Here is a 15,341-nt window from a genome sequence, read left to right as displayed (position 1 = left end):
AGTCAGGACGGAAATCAAGATCTGGGGAACGAGTATGGACCGACTGACCGAAATGGAAGCCTTCGCCAATGTGGTGGACCAGGGTGGCTTCACCGATGCGGCCAAAAAGATGGGCATCTCCAAATCAGCTGTGTCCAAACACGTATCGAGCCTTGAGGCGCGTCTGGGAGCGCGGCTGTTGAACCGCACCACGCGCCGGGTTTCACCAACGGAAATCGGGCTGGCCTATTATGACCGCGCGCGGCGCGTGTTGAATGATGCCGGAGAAGCGGATTCACTGGTCACGTCAATGCAATCGGCCCCGTCTGGTCTTTTGCGCATCAGTGTCGCCACGGATTTCGGCGTCAATCACCTGTCACCTGTTCTGTCCGAGTTCCTTGCAGCCTACCCCGACATCACCGTGAACATGGTTTTGAACAACCGCTATGTCGAGCTGATTTCCGAAGGATTTGACGTGGCCGTGCGCATTGGTGAGCTGGAAGACAGCACGTTGCGCGCCCGCAAACTGACCGAGACGGTCAAACGCATGGTCGCCGCGCCCAGTTATGTCGAAAGATTCGGCCGGCCGCAGAAGATCGATGATCTGAACGAACACAAGCTGCTGCATTATTCCAGCCAATCCTCGGGCAATGTCTGGAAACTGACCGCGCCGTCCGGCGAAAAACGTCAGGTTCGTACCGCCGGGTGGTTGAGTGTCAATGATGGCCAATCCCTGTTGAACGCAGCGGTTTCCGGCCTGGGTATCGCCTATCTGCCCAGCTATCTTTACGCCGAAGCCCTGAAGGCCGGGCTGGTTGTCGATGCAATGCCGTCCCTGCCTGACGAAGTTCAAGGCGTTTACGCCGTCTACCCGCCGGGCCGCTTTACGCAACCCAAAGTGCGGGCCTTCATCGATTTCCTCGTTGATTCCTTCCACGGGAAGGGTCCGATGGACTGGTAATTTCTCCCTGAAGACCAACCTTTGGCCCGCGTATGAAAGTGCGGGCCTTTTTTTACGGGTCGATCACTGACAGTCCCATGGACCGGGCGGAAGTGCGCAAGCTGTCCGTCAGCACATTCTGACCCGGCGGTGGGGTCTCGGAACTGCGTGCCAAAAGAGCAATATCGCGATTTGCATTGGCGATGGACAGCGGTCGCAAGCGCACCTCGTCGCGGTAGATCCCCTGTCTGCGAGCATAAAGATCAGGCAGTACCGCAACACCAACACCCGAAGCCGCCATCAGAACAATGGAATCAAGCGTCGTGCCTTCATACTCATCCGAAACAACCCCACCGCATTCCGCCGCCAATGCATAGACGATGCGCGACAGGCGGTGGCTTTGATCCAGGGTGAGGAAGATCCGGTTCTGAAGATCGGTGGCACTGACACCCTGCAAGTCCCGCGCCAGAACGTCATCAACGGCAACCGCGACCCAAAGAGGTTCGTTGAACAACCGGTGTTGCACGGTATTCGGATGATCTTCGGGCGTGGACAATATCAGATCAAAGCGACCGGATTTCAGACCCTGTTCCAGATCCAGTGTGTTTTCCTCGCGAACCGCAATACGCAATCCGGGACGAATCCGGTGCACCTGTTTGATGGCTTGCGGCAACAGATAAGGCCCGATCGAAGGCAAAACCCCCAGTCGCAATCGTCCTCCGACGGGCATATCGTTCGACATGGCGTGGCGAAGGTCCTTGACCTCTGCCAGGATCTTCTGTGCGCGCAAGATGAATTCTTCTCCTTTCGCCGTCACCTGGATACCACCCCGGTTACGCTCAAAGATCCGAACGCCAAGCTCTTGTTCTACAGTCGCAATTTGCGTCGACAGGCTGGGCTGGCTGACATTCAGCACCTCGGCAGCCAAACTGAATCGCCCAAGGCGACTGACCGTAACGATGTATTCCAACTGTCGCAATGTGGGACGCATTTCATAGCCTAAAACTATATATAACTTAGAAAGATAGTATTTGGCGAAATCAGTTTTGCAAGGCACCTAACCCGAAAACGAGGGATCAGGAGTCAATTATGCCCGGAGTGATCGAGACGCTTTCCAGCAACCTGCTTGTGCCGACCATACTGTTTTTTGCCCTTGGGCTTCTGGCTGCCTTTGTACGCAGTGACCTGTCCATTCCGGCGGGCGCGGCCAAGTTCATGTCGCTTTACCTGCTGCTGGCCATCGGGTTCAAAGGCGGTGCCAGTCTGGCCGCGCATGGCATTCACCTGCAACTGTTCCTGACGCTGCTGGGCGGTGTCGCCTTGTCCTTTACCATCCCCTTCGTGGCCTTTGGCCTGCTCAGGGTGATGACACGGCTGGATGCGCTGAACGCGGCGGCGGTGGCAGGGCACTATGGTTCGATCTCGATCGTCACCTTTGTTACGGCCACCAGCCTGCTGGATCTGGTGGGGCTGACCCATGACGGATTCATGGTGGCCGTTGCGGCTGCGATGGAGGTGCCCGCAATCCTGTCGGCGCTTTGGTTGGCGCACAAGACCGGAAGCAATGGCGTCAAGGATGACAAGCTGTGGCGCGATCTGCTGGCCAACGGCTCGATCGTGCTGCTTACCGGTGCCTTCCTGATCGGAGCCATCACCGGTGGTGAAGGCATGCAGATGATCGCGCCCTTCATCGTGACGCCTTTCACAGGAATCCTGTGCCTGTTTCTGCTGGATATGGGCCTGTCGGCAGGGCGCAGCCTGATCAGCAACCGAGACAAGCTGTCGGTTGGCCTGTTCGCCTTTGGTGTTTTGATGCCCCTGATCGGCGCATTTATGGCCTGGGCGGTAGGTGCCGTGATCGGCTTGCCACAGGGCAGCTTGTTCCTGTTCATGGTGCTGTCAGCCTCGGCTTCGTATATCGCGGTTCCCGCCGCGATGAAGATCGCCCTTCCAAAAGCCGAGGCCGGGATCTATCTGACCTTGTCGCTGGGGGTGTCGTTTCCGTTCAACATCACCGTCGGATTGCCGCTGTACCTGTGGTGGGTCAGTTGACCAGCAACACGGCTTCGACCCGACGGTTGAGATCGCGCCCTTCCGGAGTTGCATTCGATGTGAGCGGAGACAGATAGCCAACACCCTGCGCTTCGATCCGGTCGGGTGCCACGCCATGTGCATCAATCAGGCGGGTTCGCACCGCTTCGGCCCGGCTTTTGCTGACCGCAATATTCGCCTGCAAGGCACCGGTATCGTCAGTGTGCCCCACCAGTGCCAGACGCGTTTCCGGGTTGTCGGTCAAATATCCGGCCAACAAGGTCAGTGAGTCAAACGGACCCTCGCCCAGGGCAACCTCGCCCGTAGGGAAATGCAGATCATCCAGGATCACGTGGCCCGTTGCCGCCAAGGCCTCCAGCACCCCGACCGAACCTTCTGCGGCTTGCTCGACCACCACAGGGTCCGGGTCCGGTGCATCTTGAGGCGTCACCCGGATCATCTGAACATAGCCATCCGGGGGGTTGCGGCTGACCAGCAGACTAAGGGCAACCGGCCCCTTGGTGGCCGACAAGAACCGGTAATCCTGAATGGCGACATACATGTCCGGGGTTGGCACGACCTCGGTGCCAAAACGGAAATCGAAACCGCCACAAACCCGCGCGTCGCATTCGAACAGGATCTTGTAGCCCTGCGCCTCGATCTGGTCCCGCAACGGTGCCAGCAGCTGCAATGTCGTGCTCGACCCCGCCTGAAGCCGCCACGTATAGCGTTCCACGCGCCCTTCGAGCGTTTCTGCGGGAACCGAGCCATTTGCATAAGGCCCCGTCGGCAGGTCATAGCTGTCCAGTGGCGATGTTCGGTCGCTGATCTGTCGGGCACTGGCCGGCAAGGTCAGGTCCTGCGCGGCAACAGGTCCTGTCATCAGCAGGGCAACAAGGGCGGTGGCGCGGATCATCGAAACTGTGCGTGATATTCTTCGTTGGGCACCATCGCCGTTGCGCTGGCGACCCGGTTTGACATGTTGAAAAACCCGGCGACATTGGCGATGTCCCAGATGTCGCGGTCGGAAAAGCCTGCATCGCGCAGGCGCTGGCGGTCGGGCTCTTCGATCTCGGCGCTTGCGGTGGTCATCTTTGCGGCAAAGTCCAGCATCGCCCGTTGACGCGGCTCCAGCGGGGCGACGCGATAGTTCATCACCAGCATTTCGCCCAGTTGCGGATTGCCCGAAAGCTGACGCACCGCCGCCCCATGGGCGACCAGACAGTAGAAACATTTGTTGATTGACGAGACGACGACCGCGATCATCTCGCGTTCCAGTTTGGTCAGCCCGCTGTCAGCCAGCATCAGGTCGTTATACATCGCGGTGAAGGCGTTCAGCTTGTCGATGTCGAATGCGTTGGCTTTCAGCACATTCGGCACCATGCCCAGTTTTTCGATACAGATATCAAAGTATTTCTGCGTTTCCGGCGGCAGCGGATCGACCATGGGCAGGTTCAGCGCGGTAGGCATGTCTTTTTGTGTCACGGCGGCCTCTTCGGTTCAGACAAGATGACGGTAATGGTATTCGCCCGCGATCTCCATCCCGAGGGCACGATAAAGACCGTTGGCGCCCGCATTGGCCTTGGTGCAGATCACGCTGAGGTTCTGCGCACCGTGATCACGCGCCCAGAATGCGGCCGCGCGCATGGTCCAGTGGCCCAGCCCCTGACGACGGTGTTCGGGCAACACTTCCAGCGCGTGGACCATCGCAGTGTCTGCATGCATCGCCACAAAAGCCACGCCGCTGGGTTTGTCGTTGTGACGCAGCAAAAATCCTGTCTTGGGTCCCTTGGCACGTTCCATCACCGCGATCCGCTCGGGTCCGATCCCGCCCGAGGCCCAGATTTCGCGCATGATCTCAAGCGGTTCCCAGATCGAAAACACCATTACCGGTGGGATCGGCTGATCGATCAGCCGAGAGATGGGGCAGACATAAATGTTGACCGGGTCAAGAATGTCGTATCCCCTCTGGGCCAGCATTGCATCCAGAGCTTCATCCCCGGGCCGCAGGCAAAAGATGCGTTTTTGCCCCATGGACAGCATCGCGGCCTCAGCGGCGTCGATATCGTCTTCGTTGGCCGGGCCCAATGCACTGGCCGCAGACACGCGCGACCCTCCGCCCCGCCCCTCACGCAGCAGAAACGGGCCAAGCCGCTGATAGCGTGCGGCGGGCCATGTTCCGTCGACTATTTCCGCCCAGTTATTGCTCAAAGCTCAAGCTCTTTCGCCAGGCGGGTGGTGGCCGCGTCGATCCGGCCTCCGTCGGTGCCGCGTACAACCACGTTGGCCCCGAAGGCACCGTTGATCTGAAACGGATAGCACCCGATGGACAAGTCACTGAAATCTTCGGCCAAGGCCGCCAGGGTTGCGGCGATATCACCTTCTCCGCGGTCCACACGCAGAGTTTGCGACAGCAAAGGGCGGCCTCCGGTCAATGTTGGCAACACGCTCGCCACCATCGCCTGAAAAACCGACGGCACACCTGCCATGACATGCACATTCGCAAGCGTGAACCCGGGCGCTGTCGAAACCGGATTTTCGATCAGCGTCGCCCCGTCCGGAATACGCGCCATGCGCAGGCGGGCGGCATTCAGTTCCAGCCCGGATTTGTCGTAATGGGCCTGCAACAGCGCGCGCGCGTCATCGCGCACATCAATGGGTGTATCGAAAGCGCGGGCAATGCAATCGGCCGTGATATCGTCATGGGTCGGGCCGATGCCGCCGCTGGTGAAGACAGTGTCATAGGCATCGGACAACGCTTTGACGGCCGCTTCAATGGCAGGGGCATCATCGCTGACAATGCGGACCTCTTTCAGGTCGATGCCGTGTTTGGTCAGCTCCTGCGCCAGAAAATGCATATTCGCATCGCGGGTGCGACCCGACAGGATTTCATCCCCGATCACCAGCATCGCTGCGGTTGGATTGGCCATGGCGCTGTCCCCTCTTGATCGTTTTCAGGGGCAGGTATAGGCCGTGAGACATGCGTTTTGAAACCCCTCTTGTCCCCGCCCGGCTGATCCGCCGCTACAAACGCTTTCTGGCCGATTGCAGGCTTGAGGACGGGAGTGAGGTAACGGCCCATTGCGCCAATCCGGGATCGATGATGGGGCTGGCCGAACCGGGTGAGAAAATCTGGCTGGAACCCAACGACGATCCGAAGAAAAAGCTGAAATTCGGATGGCGGCTGGTGGACCACGAGAACGGGCATTTTACCGGGGTCGATACCTCGGTCCCGAACCGGGCGCTGCGGGCTGCTTTGGAAGCCGGTGAGATTCCCGAACTGGCCGCCTATGACACCATCCGGCCGGAGGTGAAATACGGCGACAACAGCCGCATCGATTTCCTGCTGACGGAGCCGGGCCTGCCGGATGCCTATGTCGAGGTGAAAAGCGTGACACTTTCACGTCAGCCCGGACTGGCCGAGTTTCCCGACAGCGTCACAGCCCGTGGCACCAAGCATCTGGGCGAGTTGGCCGCGATGGCGTCACAAGGGCACCGGGCGATCATGCTGTATTTGGTTCAGCGAACCGATTGCGACCGGTTTGCTTTGGCGGCCGATATTGATCCAGCCTACGCGGCGGCATTTGAGGCGGCGCAGGCGCAAGGGGTGGAACGGATCGTTTGCGGGACGCGGATAACGCCGTCGGGGGTTTGGGTGCAGACTGAAATGAGGATTTTGGCCGGCTGAGTCAGTCCGCAACGACAGCATCAACCTCAATCTCGACCAGCCACTCGGGATTCACAAATCGTTCGATGGCCATGATAGTATCTACAGGGCGAGCATCCAGACAATACAGCTTTCGGGCTTCGATCGCCTGTTTCCAGTTTTCGATTTCGGTCAGGATGACACGCGTTCTGACAATATCGTGCAGCCCTGACCCGGCACGCTCAAGCGCATCTTTGATGATTTCGAAACATTGTCTGGTTTGCAGATAGACATCGCCGACACCCACAGTGTTGCCGTCAGCATCGACTGGTGCGGTTCCCCCGACCGCGATGAAGTTCCCGACCCGAACCGCTCGGCTGAACCCAACGATGCTTTCCATGGGGTTTCCGTTAGAGATCAATTCTCGTTTCTGTGACATGCATCCGGTTCCCTGATTTTCTCAAGAAAAAGTGCAATCATTAGATACTGATCCGCCTGCCGTGAAAAGTGTCCAAGCCAGTAGCCGTACGGATTGCAGTCGAGGCGGTGGGGTCCGAGATGCTGCAATGCAGCCCCTACTCTTGAATCCTGAGCCAACGGAACCAAGTTTCCCGCATGGTTTACGCAGTCTGAACACGCGCCCTCTGGTACTTTCTGCACAAGCAGCGTAAAAGGAATGCTGCGCGCAACATTTGGAGCTTAGCGTCGATGAAAGAGCATCGTGGCCGCCTGACCAAGGACGGCATTCGCATCTATGAACAAGGTGACTTCGCCGGGATGCACGCGGCAGGGGCTTTGGCGGCGCGGATTCTGGATGATATTGCCGAACATGTGTTTCCCGGACAAACCACGGGCGCCATTGACGGGCTGATCACGCAGATGGTCGAAGACGCCGGTGCGACCTCGGCCACCATAGGTTATAAAGGCTATCAGCACGCCAGCTGCATCAGCGTGAACCACGTGGTCTGCCACGGTATTCCAGGTGAGAAAAAGCTGAAGGACGGCGATATCCTGAATATCGACGTCACCGTCATCGTCGATGGCTGGTTTGGCGACACCTCGCGCATGTATGTGGCGGGCAAGCTGCCGCGCAAGGCGGAACGGCTGATCCAGGTGACCCATGACGCACTGTTCAAGGGCATCGAGATGGTCAAGCCGGGCAATACCTTTGGCGACATCGGCCATGCCATCCAGTCCTATGTCGAAGCACATCGGATGAGCGTCGTGCGTGATTTCTGCGGTCATGGTCTGGGTCGTGTGTTTCACGCGCCACCGAACGTATTGCACTATGGTCGCCCGGGCACCGGTGCCGTGCTGGAAGAGGGTATGTTCTTTACCATCGAACCCATGGTCAATCTGGGTCGCCCGGAAACCAAGACTCTGGCCGACGACTGGACAGCCGTGACCCGCGACAAATCGTTGTCGGCACAGTTCGAGCATTCGGTGGGCGTCACCTCGGATGGGGTCGATATCTTTACCCTGTCACCCGCTGGCAAGTTTCACCCGACCTATTCCTCCTGATCCGCGGCCTGCTCACGGAGGAGTTTCAGCAGCACCGTTTCAGCCCCCCACGGCGTGACCGCGTCGTGGATGAAGACCGGCGCGCGCAAGGGTTTGCGCTCTGGGCTGGTGGAAACTTCTGCATCACTGGAAAAGGTCCAGGCAAAAGGTGTCAGGGTGCGGTCCATGCGTGCACACTAGCACAACCGCGGGTCAAAGTCCCAACAACCCATGCGCCTGTGACATGTCCGTGATCACCTCGGCCCCCAGATCCGCCAGCTTTTCACCGCCTCCATGAGGCGCATAAGCAAGGCAACGCATGCCGGCGCGGATCGCCGCCGTGACACCACTGTGGCTGTCTTCGATCACCACCGGAGCCGTCGCGCCAAAGTGCTCGGCGGCCAGGCGGAACATCTTTGGGTCCGGCTTTCCGGTGCCCAGCACATGGGCCGAGAACATCACGTCTTTGAAACGGTCCCAAAGCCCGTTCTGACCCAGAGTGATCTTCATCTTGTCCGGGCTGCCATTCGACGCGACGCAACAGGGGATACCCTTTTGATCCAGCCCCGCAAGCAGGTCTGCGATGCCGGGGACCAATGGCACACCTGCGCGTAGGCGGTCGTAGGTTTCGGCATAGACCTGATCTATCCAGTCTTCGGGCAGAACGGCGCCCATCGCGCGGGCCTTGTCCCGCACCCCCACCATGGTTCCGCCCACGAACAGGGACATGCATTCACGCAGTGCCAGTTGCAGGCCATGATGCGCCAGATTGTCCACCAGCACCTGGTTCGAGATCACCTCGCTGTCCACCAGAACGCCGTCGCAATCGAAAATGACAAGATCGTGCATATGGGATTCCTGCTGTGCCTCGCGCTCGGCCTATCCAAGCTGTCCCGTCAATGCAAACACAGGCCCCGGGCCAAACCGCACGGAACATCTCAGCCTGGCACATCTTTCCACATCAAGGAAATATGCGTGTCGCCATATTTGCGACTGTCTTGCAATGTGAACCCGGCCGGCGCCTGCATCGGGGCATTTTCTTCCCAGACCAACAAGGCATCATCCGCGATCCAGCCATTGGCCAAGGCGGCGACGGCCTTCTGCCCCATGGATTTCCCGTAAGGCGGGTCCAGAAAAACCAGATCGTATGGAGCGCCGGGATTGTCGCCCAACCGGGTCGCATCGCGACGGACCAAGTCGGTACGGTCGGCGCTGCGGGTCAGGTCGATATTCTTGCGTATCAACCCCTGAGCCACCCGCCCGTCATCGACGAAGGTGACATGCGACGCCCCCCGCGACAGCGCCTCGAGCCCCAGCGCCCCGGTTCCCGCGAACAGATCCAGCACCCGCAAACCGTCAAAATCGATCTGGTGGTTGAGCACATTGAACAGGCTTTCACGCACTCGGTCGGTGGTGGGGCGCAGATGCGCGCCCGCATCACCCTTGCCAACCGAGGCGAGGGCGCGGCCCCGGAATTCTCCGGCTATGATCCTCACGCCTTGAGCAGCGGTTTCAGGTCCGCGTTGGGGTCTGCCACGACTTCGGGATCAGCGGTCTTGCCCATTTCGATCAATCTTTTCCCGACCATATATGCCCGCGGGTCATTCATCGCGTCCACAGCAATCAGCCTGTCGCCTTTGTAATACCAGAAAGACACGGTCTGACCCTCGCCCTTGCGGGTCACCACGCGATCATATCCGGTGTTCAGGCCCGCGATCTGAAGCTTGACGTCGTACTGGTCCGACCAGAACCATGGGGTCGCCACATAATCCTTGGCGGCACCTAGCATGTTCTGCGCCACAATTTCGGCCTGGTCGATGGCGTTTGGGACGCTTTCCAGACGGATACGCCCTTCGCCATGCGGAAAAGAGGCGCAATCGCCCGCCGCCCAGATCGACGGATCAGACGTGCGACCATGGGCATCGGTTTTGATGCCGTTGTCCAGTTCGAGCCCTGCCATCTCGGCCAGTTGGGTTGAGGGGGTGATGCCCACACCAACCACGACGAAATCAACGTCCAGCGTCGTGCCGTCCGTCAACACGGCCCCCACAACCCTGCCATTTTCGCCAATCAGACGATCCAGCCCGACGCCTTCGCGGATGTCGGCACCGTATTCGCTGTGTAACGCGCGGAAATACGCGCTGGTTTCTGGCGCAGCGACCCGTTGCAGGATGCGGTCGGCCATCTCGACCAAGGTGACCTTGACGCCGCGTTTCGCGCAGACGGCGGCGGCCTCGAGCCCGATGTAACCGCCGCCCACAATCAACGCGCGGGCGCCTTCGGTCACTTTGGGTTCCATCTCGTCAATATGGGCCAGGTCGCGCACCACGTGCACGCCGTCCAGATCACCTCCGATGGCGGCAGGCAGGCGGCGCGGATCTGACCCGGTGGTCAGCGCCAGTTCGTCATACGGGATGACTTTATCCCCAACAGTGACCGTCTTGGCCTTGGGGTCGATGCCGGTCACGCGCTGGCCAAGCCGCAGAGTGATGTTGTTTTCGGCATAGAAGCTTTCGGGTCGCAGGAACAGGCGCTCCAGTTCCATCTCTCCAAGAAGATAGGCCTTGGATAAAGGCGGGCGCTGATACGGCAGATGCGGCTCGGCCCCGATCAGAGTAATCTCTCCGTCGAACCCGTCCTTGCGCAACCGCGCCACCAAGGACGCTCCTGCCTGACCCGCGCCAATCACGACAATATGGCTCATGCTTTGCCCACCCTGCAGATTTCCCGTGGTCTCTCTGATTTGACCACCTATATTGCGGCTTAGCCCAATTCTGCAAATCCAAACGACAGGAGCTGAAAAATGATTTCAACAGGAGACACTCTGCCCGAGGCCACACTGATCCAGATGGGGGCCGACGGGCCAGAGGAAGTTCGGATTTCAGACAAGACCAAAGGGCGCAAGGTTGTCATTTTCGCTGTGCCCGGCGCCTATACCGGCACATGCACCACCGCACATGTGCCAAGCTTCATTCGCACCAAAAAGCAGTTCGACGACAAGGGCGTGGACGAGATCATGTGCCTGTCGGTCAACGACCCGTTCGTCATGCAGGCCTGGGGTGAATCCACCGGCGCGACCGCAGCCGGACTGACCATGGTTTCAGACGCGGCCTCAGAATTCACCAAAGCCATCGGCATGGATTTCGACGCCCCGCCCGTTGGCCTGTTCGCACGCTCGAAACGGTATGCGATGCTGGTCGAGAACGGCAAGGTCACGGCCCTGAACTTGGAAGATAACCCCGGTGCTTGCGGGATCTCGGCGGGTGAAGGTCTGCTGGAGGTGATCTGAATTTGGCCGGCCCCGGTCTGTCCGGGGCCGCGTGAACCCAATTTAACTTGAAGCACTGCCTCAATGCGCGAATACTCGTCGCACAAAATTGGGGAGACTTTTATGAAACTTAAGGTATTTCCATCCATCCTGACCAGCGCAGCCCTTTTGGCAGCCTGCGGTCCGGCCCCAACCCCGCAACAGCAAGCCGCCCGGCAGCACGAAATTGCCTGCCTCAGCGGCACATTGGGCGGCGCCTTGATCGGCGGCGCGATCGGCAACCAGTTCGGCGGCGGATCGGGCAAGACGATCCTGACCGCAGCCGGCGCTGCTGCCGGTGGCATTGAAGGCCAAAGGTTTGCATGCTGAGGAGATTGGACATGAAACGGACGATTTTTGTATTCACGGCTGCATTCCTAGCCTCGGCGACCAATGCCGAAACCGTGGCCAAGCTGCATGAAAAAGAATTGAATGCCATCGACGCAAACAATGACGGGTTCCTGTCCAAAGACGAATTCGACGCTTTTTCAGACTATGCGTTTCAGGCCATGGACGAAGACAAGAACGGCACACTGGGTCTGGCCGAGGCCAAGCCGTTTCTGGACATAAAGCAGTTCCAGGATGTTGACCGCAACAAGGACAGCTTTATCTCAAGATCGGAATATGATGCACAGATGAATGAAGATTTTGGCGTGGCAGATCAGAATGGCAATGGTCAACTGGACTAAGCCCGCTTGAGGGAGCTTGCTATGAAAAAATGGATCGGAATGGGTGCTTTGGCACTGGCCGCGGCCTGTGACGTTCAGCAATCTCCTGTGGTGACGGGGCCTGACGGACAGGCCCGCATCCAGATCAATCCGTCTGGCCTGACCTGCTATGAAAACCGGTGTCTGGATATCAACCCAGCGGCGCGCAGCGTGCGCCAGATCGGGAACAAGACCACTGGCATCCCAAGGTCCATCGATGTCAGCGATGGCACCGTCACACCTGCGGAATTCAAGCAGATGGGCACGGCTGCGTCGCTTGCCGGTGGCCAAGGGTCAGGCAACGACCGCTAGCACAGACTGTCCATCTTTCGGGCCAGTTTGGCGTCCAGTGACGACAGGCCGCCTACGTCATGGGTGGACAGAACCACCTCGACCGTGCGGTAGACGTTGGACCATTCTGGATGATGGTTCCATTTCTCGGCCCAGATCGCCACTTGCGTCATCCAGCCAAATGCGTGCACGAAGTTGTCGAAAATGAAGGTCTTGGTGATCGCGTCGCGGCCTTCGACCATGGTCCAGCCGTTTTTGAACAGCGGATCCAGCAGCGGGCCACGGGTCTCGGCGGACAAAAGTTCAGTCATTGCTGTTCCTCCGGGTTCGATTTCCTGAACGGGCCGTAATCCGTCAGAATCTCGATCTCTTCTCCCACTGCGCGGCCTTCGGCGTCCAGATATTTTTTGACGGCATCGGCAAACCCCGGATCGCCGACCCAGTGCAAGCTATGCGTGCGCGTCGGCAAATAGCCCCGCGCCAGCTTGTGTTCACCCTGAGCGCCCGCTTCTACCCGGGCCAGACCGTGGGCAATGGCAAAGTCTATCGCCCTATAGTAGCACAGTTCGAAATGCAGGCAGGCATGATGTTCAATGCAGCCCCAATACCGCCCAAAAAGCGTTTCGCGGCCTATGAAGTTCAGCGCACCCGCAATGGCATGACCATCCCGTTCAGCCAAAACCAGGGCCATGTCCTTCGCCATCGTCTCTTGTGCGATGTCAAAAAACTGACGCGTCAGATAGGGCGACCCCCATTTTCGCGCCCCGGTATCCTGATAGAACCGCCAAAATGCATCCCAGTGTTCCGGGCGCAGGTCATCGCCCGTCAATGTGTGGATTTCACCGCCAAAACCATTGGCCTGCGCGCGTTCCTTGCGGATGTTCTTGCGCTTGCGTGAGGACAAGGCCGCTAGGAAGTCATCGAATTCGGCGTAGCCATCATTCAGCCAGTGAAACTGCTGCGAGCTGCGAAGCATTAGCCCCATCTGCTCTCCGGCCAATGCCTCGGCTTCTGTACAGAAGGTTACGTGAACCGAAGAGACCTGATTGTCGGCCGCCAGTTGAACGGCACCCTGCACCAAAGCCGACATTCCGATCCTGTCATAACCCGGGCGCACCAGAAACCGCCGCCCGGTGGCGGGTGTGAACGGCACCGCAATTTGCAGCTTGGGATAATACCGTCCGCCTGCGCTTTCATAGGCATGGGCCCAGCTGTGGTCAAAGATGTATTCGCCCTGGCTGTGCGATTTGGCATACATCGGGGCCGCTGCGATCAGGATCCCGTCAAGAAAGGCGGTCAGGTATTGCGGTTGCCAACCCGTACCGCGCCCGACCGAGCCGCTTTCCTCGAGCGCCAGCAAAAAGCGATGCGTGGTGAAGGGATCAAGGGGCCGCCCACCATCAGCGGCCTCGGGGCAGGCGCAGGCATCCCACTCGGCCGCTGAAATCCGCGACAGAGACCCAATGACCTGAACTTCGATTTGGGCCTGATCCATGTTTCCTCCGCACCAGCCCTTTATCTGTGACCGAGGCGGCAAGGTTCAAGCTGAATGCGCGGCCAGATACCCTTCGAAGGTCACATTGTCGGCAACCATGCGGGCCTCTGCCTCTTGTTCAGGCGTTCGGACGGTCCAGCACAGGATCGGCACGCCCTGCGCCTTCAGTTCGGCCACACGCGGGCGGGAAAGATCTTCCGCCTCGTGACTGATGAAACCGGCCCCGACACGGTCAAAATCAGGAATGTCGCGCAGGGTGTCGCAGACGTCTTGCGGCAGAAGCTCGACACTGGGCTCATAGGCGCAAGTCGTGATGCCGCGCGGCAGATGCGGGGCCAGCCGCGCCAGTTCCGCAACCGAGTTTGGATTGAAGGACATCAGGGCCACCGGGCCGTCATAGCCCTGCAATGCGCGCACGGTGTCGTGCTCGAGGGCGCCGATATTCATACCCATAACGCCGTCCTGATCCTTCAGCTCGATCAGCAGCGGCACCTGGCCTGCGACCATATCCAGCACTTCATCCAGCGTTGGAATGCCGTCATCCCCATACAGAAGGGTCAATTCAGACGCCGCCGCCGCCGACACCTGCCGGATCGGCCCGGGCTGGCCGGTCAGACGCCCCATGTCGTAATCATGGAACACGACGGCACGATCATCAGATGTCAGCTGAAGGTCGATCTCGATCCCGTATCCGGCATCAATGGCGGCACGAATGGCCGCCCGGCTGTTTTCCGGGCGGTTGTTCGAGACGTCATGCAGCGCCCGATGAGCAATCGGGGCCTGCAAAAACGCAGTTGGCAGGGGCGGTATCATTCGATCTCGAATATGCCTTCGATCTCGACCGCCACGCCCAAAGGCAGCGACGCAGCACTTACGGCAGAGCGCGAGTGGCGACCGGCGTCGCCCAGCGCTTCGACCAGAAAGTCGGATGCGCCGTTGATCACTTGCGGCTGCGCAGTGAAATCTGCGGTCGAGTTCACGAAACCGGTCAGCTTGATGACACGCACCAGTTTGTCGATATCTCCGCCACAGGCCGCCTTGACCTGTGCCAGCAGATTGATCGCGCAGACCCGCGCCGCTGCGGCTCCGGTCTCGACATCCATATCATCGCCCAGCTTGCCGGTGATCAGCTCGTCTGATTTCGATATCTGGCCGGACACGTACACGATATTGCCCACACGCACATACGGCACATAATTTGCCGCTGGAGCGGGTGCGTCGCCCAGCGTGACACCGAGGCTTTCCAATTTTGCAGCGATGCTCATTGAGAGGGTCCTTCCCTGATTGACTCTGCCGGACGCTAACCGGGAAGCACAGCCGTGGAAAGACGGAATGCGGCAAATTCCGGCTTGCATGCGATCTGAGCATATCTTTACTTATTATGACTTGTAGATACTCAATTACTTTACCCGGACCTGACGGACAGGTTACACGCTAGGTGTTTC

The 15,341-nt window shown here is 59.2% G+C and carries 22 protein-coding genes; 8 read left to right on the top strand and 14 right to left on the bottom strand.

The genetic code is table 11. The features are described from left to right. Positions 1-34 precede the first annotated feature (34 nt). Entirely contained in the window at positions 35-940 is a 906-nt protein-coding gene (locus I9184_RS16650; protein ID WP_152459401.1) for a LysR family transcriptional regulator, read from the top strand. A 52-nt stretch (positions 941-992) separates the two neighbouring features. On the opposite strand, the gene I9184_RS16645 is transcribed toward I9184_RS16650, so the two are convergent. Continuing rightward, complete coding sequence (locus I9184_RS16645) at positions 993-1,910, bottom strand: hydrogen peroxide-inducible genes activator (protein ID WP_171172024.1); 918 nt, start codon at positions 1,908-1,910, stop codon at positions 993-995. 98 nt (positions 1,911-2,008) lie between these two features. Here I9184_RS16645 and I9184_RS16640 point away from each other — a divergent pair, with 98 nt between their 5' ends. After that, complete coding sequence (locus tag I9184_RS16640) at positions 2,009-2,971, top strand: sodium-dependent bicarbonate transport family permease (protein WP_171637331.1); 963 nt, start codon at positions 2,009-2,011, stop codon at positions 2,969-2,971. On the opposite strand, the gene I9184_RS16635 is transcribed toward I9184_RS16640, so the two are convergent. The 4 genes from I9184_RS16635 to I9184_RS16620 are packed head-to-tail and all read right to left on the bottom strand — an operon-like array spanning position 2,964 to position 5,880. Further along, the gene (locus I9184_RS16635; RefSeq protein WP_209835210.1) at positions 2,964-3,866 is read right to left on the bottom strand and encodes an OmpA family protein; all 903 of its coding nucleotides are present in this window, start codon (positions 3,864-3,866) and stop codon (positions 2,964-2,966) included. The genes I9184_RS16640 and I9184_RS16635 overlap by 8 nt on opposite strands. Next, positions 3,863-4,435, bottom strand: a complete 573-nt coding sequence (locus I9184_RS16630) for a peroxidase-related enzyme (protein ID WP_348539543.1) — start codon at positions 4,433-4,435, stop codon at positions 3,863-3,865. Before I9184_RS16630 ends, I9184_RS16635 begins: the two co-directional genes overlap by 4 nt. Before the next feature lie 15 nt (positions 4,436-4,450). Next, the gene (locus I9184_RS16625; RefSeq protein WP_209835209.1) at positions 4,451-5,161 is read right to left on the bottom strand and encodes a GNAT family N-acetyltransferase; all 711 of its coding nucleotides are present in this window, start codon (positions 5,159-5,161) and stop codon (positions 4,451-4,453) included. Beyond that, a complete protein-coding gene (locus tag I9184_RS16620; protein ID WP_209835208.1) occupies positions 5,158-5,880 on the bottom strand; it encodes a molybdopterin-binding protein in 723 nt (240 codons plus the stop codon). Before I9184_RS16620 ends, I9184_RS16625 begins: the two co-directional genes overlap by 4 nt. A 50-nt stretch (positions 5,881-5,930) precedes the next feature. Between I9184_RS16620 and sfsA the strand changes: the two genes are divergently transcribed. Next, complete coding sequence (gene sfsA, locus I9184_RS16615; RefSeq protein WP_209835207.1) at positions 5,931-6,638, top strand: DNA/RNA nuclease SfsA; 708 nt, start codon at positions 5,931-5,933, stop codon at positions 6,636-6,638. A 1-nt stretch (position 6,639) separates the two neighbouring features. Here sfsA and I9184_RS16610 read toward each other — a convergent pair whose 3' ends face one another. Continuing rightward, positions 6,640-7,035, bottom strand: coding sequence for a RidA family protein (locus I9184_RS16610; RefSeq protein WP_245218178.1), 396 nt, complete (start codon positions 7,033-7,035; stop codon positions 6,640-6,642). 269 nt (positions 7,036-7,304) lie between these two features. On the opposite strand from I9184_RS16610, the gene map reads away from it, so the two are divergent. Then, a complete protein-coding gene (gene map, locus I9184_RS16605) occupies positions 7,305-8,117 on the top strand; it encodes a type I methionyl aminopeptidase (protein WP_171637336.1) in 813 nt (270 codons plus the stop codon). On the opposite strand, the gene I9184_RS16600 is transcribed toward map, so the two are convergent. The 4 genes from I9184_RS16600 to I9184_RS16585 all read right to left on the bottom strand — a co-directional run bounded on the left by I9184_RS16600 (position 8,105) and on the right by I9184_RS16585 (position 10,800). Next, on the bottom strand, positions 8,105-8,284 hold the full coding sequence (locus I9184_RS16600) for a hypothetical protein (RefSeq protein ID WP_209835206.1): 180 nt from the start codon (positions 8,282-8,284) through the stop codon (positions 8,105-8,107). The two genes, map and I9184_RS16600, sit on opposite strands and share 13 nt — an antisense overlap. Positions 8,285-8,309: 25 nt before the next feature. Further along, entirely contained in the window at positions 8,310-8,945 is a 636-nt protein-coding gene (locus I9184_RS16595) for an HAD family phosphatase (RefSeq protein ID WP_171724699.1), read from the bottom strand. A gap of 89 nt (positions 8,946-9,034) precedes the next feature. Next, the gene (gene rsmD, locus I9184_RS16590; RefSeq protein ID WP_171724700.1) at positions 9,035-9,592 is read right to left on the bottom strand and encodes a 16S rRNA (guanine(966)-N(2))-methyltransferase RsmD; all 558 of its coding nucleotides are present in this window, start codon (positions 9,590-9,592) and stop codon (positions 9,035-9,037) included. Continuing rightward, complete coding sequence (locus I9184_RS16585) at positions 9,589-10,800, bottom strand: FAD-dependent oxidoreductase (RefSeq protein ID WP_209835205.1); 1,212 nt, start codon at positions 10,798-10,800, stop codon at positions 9,589-9,591. Before I9184_RS16585 ends, rsmD begins: the two co-directional genes overlap by 4 nt. A 99-nt stretch (positions 10,801-10,899) precedes the next feature. On the opposite strand from I9184_RS16585, the gene I9184_RS16580 reads away from it, so the two are divergent. From I9184_RS16580 to I9184_RS16565, 4 genes are all read left to right on the top strand, one after another. Further along, a complete protein-coding gene (locus tag I9184_RS16580; protein WP_209835204.1) occupies positions 10,900-11,385 on the top strand; it encodes a peroxiredoxin in 486 nt (161 codons plus the stop codon). A 102-nt stretch (positions 11,386-11,487) separates the two neighbouring features. Next, complete coding sequence (locus tag I9184_RS16575; protein ID WP_171637346.1) at positions 11,488-11,733, top strand: glycine zipper 2TM domain-containing protein; 246 nt, start codon at positions 11,488-11,490, stop codon at positions 11,731-11,733. Positions 11,734-11,744: 11 nt separating this feature from the next. Beyond that, positions 11,745-12,092, top strand: coding sequence for a hypothetical protein (locus I9184_RS16570; RefSeq protein WP_209835203.1), 348 nt, complete (start codon positions 11,745-11,747; stop codon positions 12,090-12,092). Between the two features lie 21 nt (positions 12,093-12,113). Continuing rightward, positions 12,114-12,422, top strand: coding sequence for a hypothetical protein (locus I9184_RS16565; RefSeq protein WP_171637348.1), 309 nt, complete (start codon positions 12,114-12,116; stop codon positions 12,420-12,422). Here the strand turns inward: I9184_RS16565 and I9184_RS16560 are convergent. The 4 genes from I9184_RS16560 to I9184_RS16545 are packed head-to-tail and all read right to left on the bottom strand — an operon-like array spanning position 12,419 to position 15,161. Beyond that, on the bottom strand, positions 12,419-12,712 hold the full coding sequence (locus I9184_RS16560; protein WP_152459417.1) for a 4a-hydroxytetrahydrobiopterin dehydratase: 294 nt from the start codon (positions 12,710-12,712) through the stop codon (positions 12,419-12,421). The genes I9184_RS16565 and I9184_RS16560 overlap by 4 nt on opposite strands. Continuing rightward, positions 12,709-13,896: a GNAT family N-acetyltransferase gene (locus I9184_RS16555; protein ID WP_171637349.1), complete on the bottom strand. Its 1,188-nt coding sequence runs from the start codon at positions 13,894-13,896 to the stop codon at positions 12,709-12,711. Before I9184_RS16555 ends, I9184_RS16560 begins: the two co-directional genes overlap by 4 nt. A 45-nt stretch (positions 13,897-13,941) precedes the next feature. Then, entirely contained in the window at positions 13,942-14,709 is a 768-nt protein-coding gene (locus tag I9184_RS16550; RefSeq protein WP_171637350.1) for a glycerophosphodiester phosphodiesterase family protein, read from the bottom strand. Then, complete coding sequence (locus I9184_RS16545) at positions 14,706-15,161, bottom strand: RidA family protein (RefSeq protein WP_171724704.1); 456 nt, start codon at positions 15,159-15,161, stop codon at positions 14,706-14,708. Before I9184_RS16545 ends, I9184_RS16550 begins: the two co-directional genes overlap by 4 nt. Positions 15,162-15,341: the final 180 nt, after the last annotated feature.

Source organism: Ruegeria sp. HKCCE3926, assembly GCF_017872515.1.
Lineage (GTDB): Bacteria > Pseudomonadota > Alphaproteobacteria > Rhodobacterales > Rhodobacteraceae > Ruegeria.
This window is presented reverse-complemented; position numbering and strand designations above follow the sequence as displayed.

Excerpts from the sequence above, each read along its gene's own strand:
- sfsA (WP_209835207.1), top strand. The coding sequence starts at position 5,931 with ATGCGTTTTGAAACCCCTCTTGTCCCCGCCCGGCTGATCCGCCGCTAC.
- I9184_RS16570 (WP_209835203.1), top strand. The coding sequence starts at position 11,745 with ATGAAACGGACGATTTTTGTATTCACGGCTGCATTCCTAGCCTCGGCG.
- I9184_RS16640 (WP_171637331.1), top strand. The coding sequence starts at position 2,009 with ATGCCCGGAGTGATCGAGACGCTTTCCAGCAACCTGCTTGTGCCGACC.
- I9184_RS16645 (WP_171172024.1), bottom strand. The coding sequence starts at position 1,910 with ATGCGTCCCACATTGCGACAGTTGGAATACATCGTTACGGTCAGTCGC.
- I9184_RS16555 (WP_171637349.1), bottom strand. The coding sequence starts at position 13,896 with ATGGATCAGGCCCAAATCGAAGTTCAGGTCATTGGGTCTCTGTCGCGG.
- map (WP_171637336.1), top strand. The coding sequence starts at position 7,305 with ATGAAAGAGCATCGTGGCCGCCTGACCAAGGACGGCATTCGCATCTAT.
- I9184_RS16565 (WP_171637348.1), top strand. The coding sequence starts at position 12,114 with ATGAAAAAATGGATCGGAATGGGTGCTTTGGCACTGGCCGCGGCCTGT.
- I9184_RS16650 (WP_152459401.1), top strand. The coding sequence starts at position 35 with ATGGACCGACTGACCGAAATGGAAGCCTTCGCCAATGTGGTGGACCAG.
- I9184_RS16575 (WP_171637346.1), top strand. The coding sequence starts at position 11,488 with ATGAAACTTAAGGTATTTCCATCCATCCTGACCAGCGCAGCCCTTTTG.
- I9184_RS16560 (WP_152459417.1), bottom strand. The coding sequence starts at position 12,712 with ATGACTGAACTTTTGTCCGCCGAGACCCGTGGCCCGCTGCTGGATCCG.
- I9184_RS16550 (WP_171637350.1), bottom strand. The coding sequence starts at position 14,709 with ATGATACCGCCCCTGCCAACTGCGTTTTTGCAGGCCCCGATTGCTCAT.
- I9184_RS16545 (WP_171724704.1), bottom strand. The coding sequence starts at position 15,161 with ATGAGCATCGCTGCAAAATTGGAAAGCCTCGGTGTCACGCTGGGCGAC.
- I9184_RS16620 (WP_209835208.1), bottom strand. The coding sequence starts at position 5,880 with ATGGCCAATCCAACCGCAGCGATGCTGGTGATCGGGGATGAAATCCTG.
- I9184_RS16595 (WP_171724699.1), bottom strand. The coding sequence starts at position 8,945 with ATGCACGATCTTGTCATTTTCGATTGCGACGGCGTTCTGGTGGACAGC.
- I9184_RS16610 (WP_245218178.1), bottom strand. The coding sequence starts at position 7,035 with ATGTCACAGAAACGAGAATTGATCTCTAACGGAAACCCCATGGAAAGC.
- I9184_RS16585 (WP_209835205.1), bottom strand. The coding sequence starts at position 10,800 with ATGAGCCATATTGTCGTGATTGGCGCGGGTCAGGCAGGAGCGTCCTTG.
- I9184_RS16600 (WP_209835206.1), bottom strand. The coding sequence starts at position 8,284 with ATGGACCGCACCCTGACACCTTTTGCCTGGACCTTTTCCAGTGATGCA.
- I9184_RS16580 (WP_209835204.1), top strand. The coding sequence starts at position 10,900 with ATGATTTCAACAGGAGACACTCTGCCCGAGGCCACACTGATCCAGATG.
- I9184_RS16635 (WP_209835210.1), bottom strand. The coding sequence starts at position 3,866 with ATGATCCGCGCCACCGCCCTTGTTGCCCTGCTGATGACAGGACCTGTT.